General features: G+C 72.5%; 12 protein-coding genes. 7 read left to right on the top strand and 5 right to left on the bottom strand.

The genetic code is table 11. From position 1 onward, the window contains the following. Nucleotides 1-41: 41 nt before the first annotated feature. The gene (locus ACFQ7Q_RS30825; protein WP_383560847.1) at nucleotides 42-233 is read right to left on the bottom strand and encodes an antitoxin; all 192 of its coding nucleotides are present in this window, start codon (nucleotides 231-233) and stop codon (nucleotides 42-44) included. Nucleotides 234-355: 122 nt separating this feature from the next. On the opposite strand from ACFQ7Q_RS30825, the gene ACFQ7Q_RS30830 reads away from it, so the two are divergent. Together ACFQ7Q_RS30830 and ACFQ7Q_RS30835 are read left to right on the top strand one after the other, a co-directional pair. Then, complete coding sequence (locus ACFQ7Q_RS30830) at nucleotides 356-1,102, top strand: HNH endonuclease family protein (RefSeq protein ID WP_383560850.1); 747 nt, start codon at nucleotides 356-358, stop codon at nucleotides 1,100-1,102. Between the two features lie 55 nt (nucleotides 1,103-1,157). Beyond that, on the top strand, nucleotides 1,158-1,904 hold the full coding sequence (locus ACFQ7Q_RS30835; protein ID WP_383560851.1) for an N-acetyltransferase: 747 nt from the start codon (nucleotides 1,158-1,160) through the stop codon (nucleotides 1,902-1,904). A gap of 177 nt (nucleotides 1,905-2,081) precedes the next feature. Here ACFQ7Q_RS30835 and ACFQ7Q_RS30840 read toward each other — a convergent pair whose 3' ends face one another. Next, the gene (locus ACFQ7Q_RS30840; RefSeq protein ID WP_383560853.1) at nucleotides 2,082-2,843 is read right to left on the bottom strand and encodes a hypothetical protein; all 762 of its coding nucleotides are present in this window, start codon (nucleotides 2,841-2,843) and stop codon (nucleotides 2,082-2,084) included. Between the two features lie 89 nt (nucleotides 2,844-2,932). Continuing rightward, entirely contained in the window at nucleotides 2,933-3,688 is a 756-nt protein-coding gene (locus ACFQ7Q_RS30845; RefSeq protein ID WP_383560855.1) for a DUF4190 domain-containing protein, read from the bottom strand. A gap of 232 nt (nucleotides 3,689-3,920) precedes the next feature. Here ACFQ7Q_RS30845 and ACFQ7Q_RS30850 point away from each other — a divergent pair, with 232 nt between their 5' ends. The 4 genes from ACFQ7Q_RS30850 (at nucleotide 3,921) to ACFQ7Q_RS30865 (ending at nucleotide 8,812) form a co-directional block, all read left to right on the top strand. After that, on the top strand, nucleotides 3,921-6,002 hold the full coding sequence (locus ACFQ7Q_RS30850) for an N-6 DNA methylase (RefSeq protein ID WP_383560857.1): 2,082 nt from the start codon (nucleotides 3,921-3,923) through the stop codon (nucleotides 6,000-6,002). A gap of 194 nt (nucleotides 6,003-6,196) precedes the next feature. Beyond that, the gene (locus ACFQ7Q_RS30855; protein WP_383560860.1) at nucleotides 6,197-6,805 is read left to right on the top strand and encodes a hypothetical protein; all 609 of its coding nucleotides are present in this window, start codon (nucleotides 6,197-6,199) and stop codon (nucleotides 6,803-6,805) included. Next, nucleotides 6,802-8,310, top strand: coding sequence for a protein kinase (locus tag ACFQ7Q_RS30860; RefSeq protein WP_383560862.1), 1,509 nt, complete (start codon nucleotides 6,802-6,804; stop codon nucleotides 8,308-8,310). The genes ACFQ7Q_RS30855 and ACFQ7Q_RS30860 overlap by 4 nt, the downstream gene beginning before the upstream one ends. 121 nt (nucleotides 8,311-8,431) lie before the next feature. Then, nucleotides 8,432-8,812 (top strand): hypothetical protein, encoded by a 381-nt coding sequence (locus ACFQ7Q_RS30865; RefSeq protein WP_383560864.1) that lies wholly within the window; start codon nucleotides 8,432-8,434, stop codon nucleotides 8,810-8,812. Nucleotides 8,813-8,870: 58 nt separating this feature from the next. Here the strand turns inward: ACFQ7Q_RS30865 and ACFQ7Q_RS30870 are convergent, their stop codons facing one another. Beyond that, the gene (locus tag ACFQ7Q_RS30870) at nucleotides 8,871-9,752 is read right to left on the bottom strand and encodes an NAD(P)-dependent oxidoreductase (protein ID WP_383560866.1); all 882 of its coding nucleotides are present in this window, start codon (nucleotides 9,750-9,752) and stop codon (nucleotides 8,871-8,873) included. A 135-nt stretch (nucleotides 9,753-9,887) separates the two neighbouring features. Here ACFQ7Q_RS30870 and ACFQ7Q_RS30875 point away from each other — a divergent pair, with 135 nt between their 5' ends. After that, nucleotides 9,888-10,409: a GNAT family N-acetyltransferase gene (locus tag ACFQ7Q_RS30875; RefSeq protein ID WP_383560868.1), complete on the top strand. Its 522-nt coding sequence runs from the start codon at nucleotides 9,888-9,890 to the stop codon at nucleotides 10,407-10,409. On the opposite strand, the gene ACFQ7Q_RS30880 is transcribed toward ACFQ7Q_RS30875, so the two are convergent. Continuing rightward, nucleotides 10,402-12,810, bottom strand: a complete 2,409-nt coding sequence (locus ACFQ7Q_RS30880; RefSeq protein ID WP_383560869.1) for a YfhO family protein — start codon at nucleotides 12,808-12,810, stop codon at nucleotides 10,402-10,404. The two genes, ACFQ7Q_RS30875 and ACFQ7Q_RS30880, sit on opposite strands and share 8 nt — an antisense overlap. Nucleotides 12,811-12,845 lie beyond the last annotated feature (35 nt).

Here is a 12,845-nt window from a genome sequence, read left to right on the forward strand (position 1 = left end):
GCGCAGGCGCACCCCACGGCCGCACAGGTGCGGGGGAGTCGTCAGGTGGGGGGCTGGTCCTGCCCCCGCTGCTTGTCGATGTACTCCTGTGCCTTCTGCTGGCCCTGGTCGACCTTGCCGGCGTGCTTCCCGCCGGTCTTCTGGTCGATCATGTCGCCGCCGCGGTCGACGGCCTGTCCGGCCTTGTCCGGATGCTGGCCCATCATGCCCTTGAGCTTGTCCATGATCCCCATGATGTGTGCGACTCCTTAGGAAGGGGACAAACAGCTCATTCGACGCTACGCGCCCCCTGTCGATTCCGCGCGCCGAACGGCTCAATGGTCTGGACCGCGAAGGGCCTGGCTAGGATCCCCGCGTGCCCAGCTACCCGAAGACCCTCCCCCTCACCGCACTTGTCGCCGCGGTCCTCATAACCTCCGGTTGTACGGCGGACCCTGGCGCCCCCGGCGGGCCGGTCGCGCCGGACGGAAGGGCGGTCAGTCCCCTCGACAATCCGGACGGCACGAAGCCGGGACTCGCCCCCGTGGCGACGGACGCGGACGAGGCCACGGCACGAAAGCTCATCGAGGGGCTGTCCACGAAGGGGCGGGGGCCGAAGACGGGTTACGACCGGGACAAGTTCGGCCATGCCTGGCTGGACACCGCCGACGGGGTCCCGCTGGCGAGGAACGGGTGCGACACCCGAAACGATCTGCTGCGCCGCGATGCTCAGGACCTCCGCTTCCGCGACGGCTCCGACTGCGTGGTCGTCGCCATGACGCTGCAGGACCCGTACACCGGGAAGACCATCGAGTGGCGCAAGTCGAAGGCCGCCGAGGTGCAGATAGACCACGTCGTGCCGCTGTCGTACAGCTGGCAGATGGGCTCCTCGCGCTGGCCGGTGAGCAAGCGCAAGCAGTTCGCCAACGACGTACTGAATCTGATCCCCGTCCAGGGGCGGGCCAACTCGGCCAAGAGCGATTCCGGCCCCGCGTCCTGGCTGCCCCCCGCGCAACGGATCAGGTGCGCCTACGCCGTCCGCTTCGCCCAGGTCGCCACCAAGTACGAGATGCCGGTGACCGCACCGGACAAGAAGACGATGCTGCGCCAGTGCGGCGGCTGACGCCGTGACGTAAATCGGTTGGGATGCCGGCGAACGGTCGTTAGCCTGCGCCCTCATGGAGCTGAACATAACGACCCTCGCCGAACGCCCCGAGCTCGAAGCTCCGATGTGGGGGATGAAGGACCTCTGGCCGGAGTTCATGATGTACGACCCCGTCGGCTGGTCCCACTTCGGGCGGATCGTGGCCGAGCTGCCGGAGTACGTCCTCGTCGCCACGGACTCCGAGGGCAGGGTCGTCGCCCGCGGCCTCAGCGTTCCCTTCCAGCTCCGGGCCGAGGGCCGCGGCGAACTGCCCGCCACCGGCTGGGACCAGGTGCTGCTGTGGGCGTTCTCCGACCGGCGGCACGGGCGTACCCCCGACACCGTCAGCGCGATCGAGATCACCGTCGACACGAGCGCGCTCGGGCACGGGCTCTCGGCGAAGATGCTGGACGCCATGCGGGACAACGCCCGCCGGCACGGCTTCTCCGAGGTCGTCGCCCCGGTCCGCCCCAACGGAAAGCATCTGGAGGCCGCCGCCTCCATCCACGAGTACGCCTTCCGTACCCGTGCGTCGGACGGCCTGCCGCACGATCCGTGGCTGCGCGTCCACGTCCGCGCGGGGGCCACGATCGAGGCGATCGCCCCGGCCTCGATGACGATCGGCGCGTCCGTCGAGCAGTGGCGCGCATGGACGGGCCTGCCGTTCGACACGGACGGCCCGGTCGAGGTCGAGGGCGCGCTCGTCCCGGTCCACTGCGAGACCACGCGTGGCTACGCCGTCTACGTCGAGCCGAACGTCTGGGTCCGCCACCGGCTGTGAATCCACGCCACCGGCCGTGAACTCCGGCAGCGCTGTGAACGGTGGACGCCCTGTGAACAGTGGCCCGGCTGTGAACACCGGACCGGCCGTGAACCGAGGCGCCCTGTGAACACCGCGAAGGGTGTGAGGGCCGCCCCCCTCCGGCGGCCCTCACACCCTCGTCACCCACCCGTACCGTCAGCCGGTCTTCGACTCGTCCAGGACGTCCTTGGTCGCCGGCACCTTCGCCCCGACCGGCTTGCCGTACCCGCTGAACGTGATCGTCCCCGGCTCCTCGCCGCCCGCCGACACGATCTTCAGGATGTGCGGCTCGCCCTCCGTCGCCACGTAGACCGTCGTCGTCTCGCCGCCGGACTTCTCCGTCACCATCAGCGCCTTCTTGCCGCCCACGGTGGTCTCCCCGCCCTTGACCGCGAAGTTGATCCCCTGCTCGAAGTCGCCGAGGAGCGCCTTCAGGTCGCAGAGTTCGAGGCTGTCCTTGGCGTCCGGGTCGGTCACCGGAGTCTTCACCCAGCGGCCCTTGAGCTCCTTGAGGACCGCCTTCTGCACCTCGGCCGACTCGCCCTTCGCCTGCTCCTTCAGGAACGCCTCGTCGAAGCGGAGGTAGACGTCCTTGTCGTCGGCCTTGATCAGCTCGGCCGTGCCCGTCGTGCCGACCGTCAGGGTGCCGGCGCACTTCCCCCGGGTGTCCATCGACAGGTACGCCTTCATCGGCCCGTCGGTCGTCTTCAGGGCGAGGTCGAGGGTCAGGGAGTCGGCCTTCTTCGTCGCGGCGATCGCCTTGTTGGAGATCTGAGGTCCGGTCAGGTCTCCGAAGGGGCCGGACGCCTTCGCGTCGTCGGAGAAGGGCCCGCAGGCGGTGGCACCGAGCGCGGCGGCGGCGCAGAGCGCGGCGATCAGGGCCGTGCGGCGGGTGCGGGGGTGGCGGGGGGCAGACATGGTGGGTTCTCCGGGGTGGGGCGGGGGGCGGGGTGGGGGTGGTGCCTACGGATGTGGTGCCCGGGTGAGGCGAGGAGGGGTCAGCGGGGTCAGCCGACCTTCAGCTCCCACTGGGCGGCCTCGTGCTCCAGGCCGGGGCTGACCTCGACCGCGAGGTTCTTCGCGTCCTTCGGGACGTCGAAGGCGTAGACGACCGTGGACTTCTTGCCGGGCAGGATGGACCCGCTGAAACCGGTGCCGACCTTGTCGTCGAAGATCTGCTCGGCGGTCACGCCGTCCTTGCCGGCGCGGGCGGTCAGCGTCACGAGCGCGGCGTCGAACTTCTCCTTGCCACCGTTCTCGATGACGACGGTCACCTGGTAGGCCTTGTTGCCCTCGGTGTGGCCGGCGGCGAACTCGCTGGGCTTGTACGCCTTGGCCTCCGAGACCGAGACCTTGATGTCGTCGTAGACCGAGGTGTCACCGGCCGCGAGGGACTTGGCCGCCTTGCCGCCCGACGGGTCCTTCGGGGCGGCGTCCTTGATGGACTTGTCGATCTCGTCGACCGCGTCGCTGACGGCGGTGAAGGTGATCACCGCGCCCACCACCGAGAGGATCAGGGCCGCGAGGCCGAGGATCGCGCCGGTGGTCGTCGCGCCCTTGTTGTTCGCCTCGCCGCGCTTCACGCGACCTCTGCCCACCAGGCCGAGGATCAGCGCGATCACGCCGAGGATGCCGGCCAGCCAGAAGAAGAGCGGGATGAGGCCGGAGAGCGTACCGATGATGCCGAGGATCAGGGCCGCGGTGCCGAGCCCGTTGCGCATGGCCACCTGCGGGGCCTGCGGGATCTGGGTGTCGTACGACATGGGTGTCCTCCAGGACATGAAGCATCGACTGTGATCGAGGCCCGTCGAGGACCCCGTGGAGCGATGGATCAATAACAACAGAGGCTGTGAACCGAGTCAACACGGTTCACGGAAAATGAATCGACTCACGCTGTGAAGTGGTGCGCCTTGCGTTCGTCAGTAAGATCGGGGTCACAGCAGCGGGTACGTGACGTGCGGACGACGTCCGAGCGGGACGAGGGGAGTCAGCCAGGTGCCGGAGCACGCAGCAGAGGTCACCGCCGCGGGGATCGCCCGGCTCGCGGGGGTCGGACGGGCCGCCGTGAGCAACTGGCGCCGCCGACACGCCGACTTCCCCCGCCCCGTGGGCGGGACGGAGACCAGCCCCTCCTTCGCCCTCGCCGACGTCGAGCAGTGGCTCCGCGCCCAGGGCAAGCTCGCCGAGGTCCCCCTGCGCGAGCGGGTGTGGCAGCAGGTCACCGGCCATCCGGCGGGCGCCGTCACCGCCCTCGTCCAGGCCGGCTGCGTCCTGCTGCTCGTACGGGACCGCTCCACCGCCTGGCCGGCGCTCGCCGCCGTCTCCGACCCACGGCTCACCGAGACCCTGCCGGTCGCGCTGGAGGAGGTCCTCGCCGAACGCTTCGGACCCGAGAGGGCCGTCCGTACGCCCGGCGCGGCCGAACTGGCCCCCTCCGTGGCCCTCGTGCGCGGGGCCGCCGACCTCGCCGCCGAGACCGGGGCCCGCCAGGCGTTCGAGTTCCTGCTCGGCCGGCACCTCGACGCCAACCCGCGCCAGTACACGCTGACCCCGCCCGGCCCCGCCGCCCTGATGGCCGCCCTCGCCGCCCCCGGCGCCGGCCCCCGCCCCACGGTCCTCGACCCGGCCTCCGGCACCGGCACGCTGCTCCGCGCCGTCGAACAACCCGGCGCCCTCCACGGCCAGGACGCCGACCCCGACCTGGCCGCGCTCACCGCCCTGCGCCTCGCGCTGGCCTCCGACGCCGACATCCGGGTGCGGACCGGCGACAGCCTGCGCGCCGACGCGTTCCCGCACATCACGGCCGACACCGTGCTCTGCCACCCGCCGTTCAACGAGCGCAACTGGGGACACGACGAACTGGCCTACGACCCACGCTGGGAGTACGGCTTCCCGGCCCGCACGGAGTCCGAACTGGCCTGGGTCCAGCACGCCCTGGCCCGGCTGCGCCCCGGCGGCACCGCCGTCCTGCTCATGCCGCCGGCCGCCGCCTCCCGCCGCTCCGGCCGTCGCATCCGCGCCGACCTCCTCAGGAGGGGCGCCCTGCGGGCCGTCGTCGCCCTGCCCGCCGGCGCGGCACCCCCGTACGGCATCCCGCTGCACCTGTGGGTGCTGCGCAAGCCCGTCGCGGGCATCGCCCCCTCGCCGGAACTGCTCGTCGTCGACACCACCGCCACGACCACCACCGACCAGGCCGGCGGTGGCGGCGCGGGGCGCGACCGGCTCGACTGGCAGGCCGTCCACGCCGCCGTTCTCGACGCCTGGCTGCCCTTCGACAAGGACGGCACGGTCGCCGAGACTCCGGGGGCGAGCCGTTCCGTACCCGTCATCGAACTCCTCGACGACGACGTCGACCTGGCCCCCGCCCGCCACCTGCCGCCCCCGGCGGCGGCCGAGGGCGCGGCCCAGCTGACCGAGGTGCGCGACCGGCTCACGAAGACCCTGAGCCGCACCCAGGAGCTGACCCCGCCCGCCGTGTCCGGCCCGGCCGCGTCACCCGCGGGCCCGGTCCGCTGGCCCGTGACCACCGTCGGCGAACTCGCCCGCGGCGGCGCCGTGACCCTGCGCGCGGGAGGCGCCGGCACGGCACTCGCGGGCGCCCCCGTCGCCGTCCTCACCGACCACGACGTCCTCGCCGCCCAGGCCCCCTCCGGCACGCTCCCCGACGGCCCGCCGGAGGAGCCGGTCCTGCTCGCCGCCGGCGACGTCGTCGTACCGGTCCTCGGCGGCGGCACCGCCGTACGGGTCGTCGACGCCGCCACCGCGGGCGCCGCACTCGGCCGCAACCTCCAGCTGCTGCGCCCCGACCCGTCGGCCCTCGACCCCTGGTTCCTCGCCGGTTTCGTCCGTGCCACCGCCAACACCCGGCAGGCCAGCAGCTACGCCTCCACCGCCACCCGCCTCGACGTCCGCCGCCTCCAACTGCCGCGCCTGCCGCTCGTCGAGCAGCGCCGGCTCGGTGAACGGTTCCGGGCGCTCGCCGAATTCGAGGAGGCGCTACGGCTCACCGCCCGCCTCGGCGAGCAGCTCGTCCAGGGCCTGCACGACGGCCTGGCGGACGGCACGGTCGCCCCGTAGGGGCGGGCGACGGCACCCCGCTGTTCCGTAGAGGCGGAACGCCGGGCACCGGTCCGCTCGACGGCCCGGGCGGGCAGGTCGGCGACAGCGGCGCATCCTGACTGTTCGACAACGGTTCCGTACAACCCGGAACCGTTGTCGTCAGGGGTGTATACGCTCTTCTTCGCACCCGACCCCAGTGCCCAGGAGCAGGAATGTACGGCCACGGCTTTCCGCCTCAGACACCGCAGCGTGCCGTCCCCGCGTCGGTGATCGTGCTGCGTGTGCTCTTCGCGGTACTTCCGCTGCTCAGCATCGGGTTCCTGACGTGGGGGACGATGATCCGGCTCGCGGTCGTGACCCGTCGCACGCTGGACTGGATCCTGTGCGGAGTGTCCGCGGCCGTCATGATCACCGGCCTCGTCCTGCTGCCCGACGACGTCGAGACGACGCAGGCCGACGTCGCGATGAGCATGATCCTGCTCAACGCCCTGGGATTCACCGTCTACTTCCTGGTCGCCGACATTCGGCACGACAAGGTCCGTCTCGCGCTCCCCGTGCCGCCCGCGGCGTTCACGCCGTACGGGACGACGGTCCCGCAGCACCGGGCCGGCTACGGCTACCCGCCGCAGCCGGGGCCCGTCGCGCCGCCGCAGGCCGCCGTACCGCCGCAGCCCGCGGCTCCGTCCCAGCCGCCCCAGCCCGCCGTACCGCCGCAGCCTCCGGTGCCCGGCCCCCGGATCGACCAGGTCCGCGCCGAGCTGGACGAACTCAGCGACCTCCTCCGCAAGGAGCCGAAGGACCCGCGAGAGGGCGGTCGGTGAACGGACGCGTCATCGGTGGCCGGTACGAACTCTCCACGGTCATCGGCCAGGGCGGCATGGGCCAGGTCTGGACGGCGTACGACGGGCGGCTCGACCGCCGCGTCGCCGTCAAGCTGCTCCGTCCCGCCACCATGACCGGCCCCGCCACCGCGGCGGAGGAGCTCCGGCGCCGCTTCGTGCGCGAGTGCCGGGTCACGGCCCAGGTCGACCATCCCGGCCTGGTCACGGTCCACGACGCCGGCAGCGACGGCGACGACCTCTATCTCGTCATGCAGTACCTCGACGGCGCGGACCTCTCCGACCACCTCGCCGAGCACGACCCGTACCCCTGGGAGTGGGCCGTCTCCGTCGCCGCGCAGCTGTGCGCGGTGCTCGCCGCCGTGCACGCGGTCCCGATCGTCCACCGCGACCTCAAGCCCCGGAACGTGATGGTGCGTCCCGACGGCACCGTCACCGTCCTCGACCTCGGCGTCGCCTCCGTCCTGGACACCGACACCACCCGCCTCACCCACACCGGTTCGCCGATCGGCAGCCCGGCCTACATGGCGCCCGAGCAGGCGATGGGCGGCGCGGTCGGCCCGTACACGGACCTGTACGCGCTCGGCATCCTGCTCCACGAACTCCTCAGCGGGAACGTGCCGTTCGCCGGCTCGACCGCGCTCGGCGTCCTGCACCGTCACCTCTACGAGCCCCCGCTCCCGGTCCGCCAGCTGCGCCCCGAGGTGCCGGAGGTCCTGGAGGCGCTCGTGCTGCGGCTGCTCGCCAAGGACCCCCAGCACCGCCCCTCCGGCGCGCACGAGGTGTACGAGGCGCTGCTGCCGCTGCTGCCCGCGCGCGGCGCTCCCGCGGGGCCGCTCGACCCGACCCGCCCTTTCCTGCGGCCGCATGCGCCCTGGCCCGACCGGGCGTCCGTCCCCGCGCCGCCGGTCGCACCGCCCGTCGCGCGCCCCGATGTCGCCGCCACCGTCGACGAGGTCAAGCGGCTGCTCGGCGAGGGCTCCCTCACGCGGGCCGTCGACCTCCTCGGCTCGATCCTGCCCGCGGCCGCCGCCGAGCACGGCGAGCACTCGCCCGTCGTCCGGATCCTGCGCAAGCAGTACGCGACGACCCTCATGGACGACGGTCAGTACCGCCGCGCCCTTCCGGAGCTGCGCCGTCTCGCCGACGACCGGGCGGCCGAGGCGGGCCCAGCCGACCCGCAGACCCTGCAGTTCCGCTACGAGGCGGCGCAGTGCCTGGAGCAGCTCGGGGAGACGGCGGCCGCGCTGACGGAGTACCGGGCGCTGCTGCCGTTCCACGAACACGGAGCGGACCAGGCCCGGTTCTTCGACATCCGGCGGCGGATCGGGATGCTGCTCCTGGCGATGGGCGACCACTCGGCCGGCCACCAGCAGCTCCAGGCGCTGCTGTACGACACGGAGCGGACATACGGCCCGTACCACGCGCTTCCGACTGATCTGAGGCGGGCGCTGGCGCGTCAGCAGCAGATGGGCCGGTTCGCCTGACGGGGCGCCAGAATCACGAGTCCACAACTGATGGGGAAGTGGATCTTTCGGGTCCGTTTTGCCCGTTCGGGGCGATGTAGCGTTCGCGTCTGATCATGCTCACGTCCCCAAGGAATCCCTCATGACGACGCCGCCCGCCACCCCGGACCAGCCGCTCGCGCCCGTCGAGCCGGCGAAGAAGAAGCGCAGCATAGGCAAGACGATCCTCAGCATCGTCGTGGCCATCGCGGCCGTCCTGTTCTGGAAGCTCGGCCTTCCGTACCTCACGGGCGAGGCGCCCGTCTCCGCCAAGGTCGGCGAGTGCGTGACGGTGACCGGCCCGGAGAACGACCCCGAGGTCGACACCAAGCCGTGCGGCGAGAAGGTCCCCGACCTCTACAAGGTCGTGAAGGTCGTCGACGACACCTTCGACGTCGACAAGTGCGGCGACGTGAGCGAGGTCGCGCTCGCGCAGCAGCTGGAGTCGTACAAGTTCGTGCTCTGCCTGAACCCCGTCAAGTGAACTGACGCCAGGCGCACGACGAAGGGCCGGACCCGATGGGTCCGGCCCTTCGTCACGTTCACCGCGGCTTGCGGAGGACCTCCGTCAGCGCGGAGATGCTGTGCTCGCCGTGGCCGGCCTCGACGGCCCGCTCCAGAAGCTCGCGGAAGGGCCCCAGCCACTCCACGTCGAGCCCCGCTTCCCTGCCGAGCTCCTCGTCATGGGCGGCTCCGGCGAGGAACATGCTCACCGAGGAGGCCGGATCGCCGTAGTCGCCGCTGTCGATCTCCTCGGCGAAGACGGGCAGTACGGAGTTGATCATCTCGAACCACTTGACGCTGAACCGCACCATCGAGGCGGCGTCGAGCCCGCGTGCCCGCAGCGCCGCCGCGCCCTGGAAGAAGCCGACGAGCGCGGGCAGCAGGGTGCCGCCCACCGCCATCTCGTACAGGGCGGCGAGGTCCGGGTCGGTGCCGAGGTGCACGGTGTCGCCGCCCAACACCCGTAGCGTCGACTCGAACTCCTCGAAGACGGCGTGGTCGCCGCTGTAGTAGACGAGGGTGCTCTCGGCGCCGACGGCGGCCGGCACGTTCTTGACGGCCCCGTCGAGATGACGCGCACCGTGCCCGCCCGCCCACACGGCCATCCGGCGCGCCCCGGTCGGCGACCCGCTGTTGAGGGTCACCAGCGCCCGTCCCTCCAGCACGTCGGCGGCCGGCTCCAGGGCCGCGATGGTGTCGTCGTACGTGGTCAGACAGGCGACGACGAGTTCGCTCGCCGCGACGGCCTCGCCCACCGTCCGCGCGTGAACGGCCCCCTTGGCGACGAGGGGTGCGGCCTTCGAGGCGGTCCTGTTCCACACGGTGGTCGGATGGCCGGCGCCGACGAACGCGTCGGCCAGTGCGCTCCCCATCGATCCGAGCCCGAGGACGGTCACGGGGACGGGGTGGTGGGCTGACATGGGTGTGCTCCTCTCCGGAGGGGGTGGTGGTTGTGCGATCCATGCTGCGAGGGCGACAACAGGGCGGCCAGTACTTACAAAATTGTCTGTGGGACCCCTACTGCCCTGCCCGATCGACGACCCCCCGGAGGTCACGTGACCCTTCAGCCCGAGCCCGTCCCCACCGCCCGGCTCACCCTGCTCCCCCTCGCCGTCGACCACGCCCAGGAGATGGCGGGCGTGCTCGGCGATCCCTCGCTCCACCGCTTCATCGGGGGCACCCCGCTCACCCCGCGGGCACTGCGCGCCCGCTACGAGCGGCTCGTCGTGGGGTCGCCCCAGGCCGGGGTCTCGTGGTGCAACTGGGTCGTCCGGCTCGAGGACGGAGGCCCCCTCGTCGGGACCGTGCAGGCGACCGTCGACGGGGAAGCCGCCGAGATCGCCTGGATCGTGGGGACCCCGTGGCAGGGGCGCGGGATCGCCGTCGAAGCGGTGCGGGGGCTCGTCGGGTGGCTCGGCGCGCAGGGGGTACGGACCCTCGTCGCGCACGTCCACCCCGACCACGCGGCATCCGCGGCCGTCGCCACCGCCGCCGGGCTCACGCCCACCGACGAGTGGCAGGACGGGGAGGTCCGCTGGCGGCTCCGGGTGCCGTCGAGCCCGCCGCCGGTCAGGTGAGTGCGTCGGCCGACTCGCGTACGCCCCCGTGCTCGCGGGCCGGGTCCGTACGCGGACCCGGTGTCCGTCTCCTTCGCTGCCAGGCCGTCAGCGCCGTCATCAGGATCAGTGCCGCCGCCCCCGCCGCCAGGCCCGCCCGGAGGCCGGGGGGACGGAAGTCGCAGGTCACCGATGTCCGGCCGGCGACCTTGGTCGCCACCAGGCCGCCGTACGCGTCGGCGGCGCGGCCGTCGCACGTCCAGCCCGCGATGCGGGGGGCCGCGAGCACCACCGTCCCCTTCGTTCCCGGCGCGAGTTCCGCGCGGACGCCGCTGTCGGTGACCCGGAGCGAGGTGATCGAGGCCGCCGTGCTCGCACGCAGACCCTCCACCGCCGTCGCCAGTCGCCCGCGGTCCAGGCAGCCGACCTGGTGGCCGCGGGTGCCCCTGCCCTCCAGGACCGGTTTCGTGCCCGCCGTCTCCTGCGGACCCAGCGAGGTCAGCGCGGCCCGCCACTTCGGCGTCCCGCCCTCCGACCGCACCGTCCGACCGCCGGGGCCGAGCCGCGCGGTCCCCCGCAAGTCGGGCGCCCAGAGGAAGACCTCGCTGCCCACCGGGCAGACCCCGTCGGCGGGCAGCGTGTACACGGACGAGCCCAGCAGCATCTCCTGGTTGCGGAACGGCGAGGCCCCGTACCGGGGAACGTCGGCGCCCTCCGGACGTACCGTCACCAGCGGCAGCACTCGCTCCGTCCGCACCACCCGGTCGTCCCGCCACCGGGCGCCGACCCCGAACAGCGCGTCCGTCACCGGGTTGTCGAGGCTCTGCAGATTGCGGCCGCGCGAGGTCCAGCCGCCGCCGAGCGCGGCCAGCGTCCTCGTCAGCACCTCCGGAGTGTGGCTGCTGTAGTACGCGACGCCCTGACCACCCAGGAGAAGCGGTTCGTTGCCGGTGATCCGCGGACGGCCGGAGTCGGTGCGGTACTCCGGCCAGCCGTCGGCCTCGGCGAGCGCCGCCGTCCGCCGGTCCTGCTCCGCGCCCCAGGCCGGATAGTCGTCGAGCCGCGACAGCCGCTCCCGGTCCGCGTACGCCGTCGTCGCGGCCGCCTGCCCGACGAGCGATCCCGCGAGGAGCACCGCCGCCACCACCCCGTACCGGCCGCGTCCCCCGGCGGCCGACCACAGCGCGCCGCCGGCCGCCGCGAGGCCGAGGGCGAGCAGGGGGTACGTCCAGCCGGTCACCAGGTCGCTGGCGGTCGCGCCCACGGCGACCACCGCCACCACGCCCGCTCCGCCGAGCAGTTCCCGCCGCCCGGGCCAGCCGTGGGAGAGGGCGAGCCAGGCGGCGAGGACCAGGACGCCGGAGAGGACGAACGTCTGCCGGTACGGGCTGCCGTTGGGGGTCGCGAAGACATGCCACACCAGATGGGTGGGGCCCCACTGCATCGACACGGCGACCGCGGCGGCGAACCCGGCCCACACCAGGCGCTCCCGTCGCGGGACCTTCCGGTGGAAGAGCAGCGCGCCCGCCAGCAGCAGGGTTCCCGTGCCGAGGAACGCGGCGGGGGAGGAGAAGCTGTACGTCGCCGGGAGCAGACGCGCGAGGAAGTCCGTCCAGTCCACCGGCTGGAACCGCCTGACCACACCGGGGTACGCGCGCGTGGAGCCGAGGAAGACCGGTACCAGGATGGGCGCGGCGAGCCCGATCCCGAGCAGCACGGTCACCACGGCCCGCACCAGGACGCGGATCCTGAGCTCGTTCGCGAGCAGCAGACGGACGAAGAGCACCAGGGCCGCGCCGATCGTGGCCATGTACGCGGTGTAGAAGTTCGCGACCCAGCACAGGGCGACGACGGCAGGGCCGAGGAGCGGCCGGCGACCCTCCCGTACCCAGTCGCCGACCAGGCACAGCAGCGGGAAGGCGATCAGACCGTCCAGCCACATCGGGTTGTACGTGGCCTCCGTGACGGCCCAGCCGCACAGCCCGTACGAGGCGCCGAGCACCGCCGCCGCCCACCAGGTGCCCAGCCGGGATCGCAGCAGCGCCACGGTCATGACGGCGGCGGCGGCGGCCATCTTCAGGATCGTGACGCCGTAGACCGCGTACTCGATGTCCGCGCGCGGGAAGAGCGCGACGAGGAGCGCGAACGGGCTGCCCAGATACGTCCCGAGGTCGGGCAGGAAGCTGGTGCCCCAGCCGGACTGCCAGTTGAGCAGCAGCCCGCCGTCGGCCCTGCCGTGCAGCAGGTCCCACAGATGGGCGTGGTACGGGACGAACTGGTTGGACAGGTCGTTGACGCCGCGTCGCTCGGGTCCGAACGGGAAGGTGCGGGCGACGGCGTCCCCGGCGCAGACGGCGAGCGCGGTGAGGAACGCGGCGAGGCCGGCGGCACGGCCCACGATCCGTCTCGTCTGATCAGGCATGATGGTGCGAATATGCCAGTACGGAACACGAAAGT

The organism is Streptomyces sp. NPDC056527, assembly GCF_042794475.1.
In the GTDB taxonomy this organism is placed as follows: Bacteria; Actinomycetota; Actinomycetes; order Streptomycetales; family Streptomycetaceae; genus Streptomyces.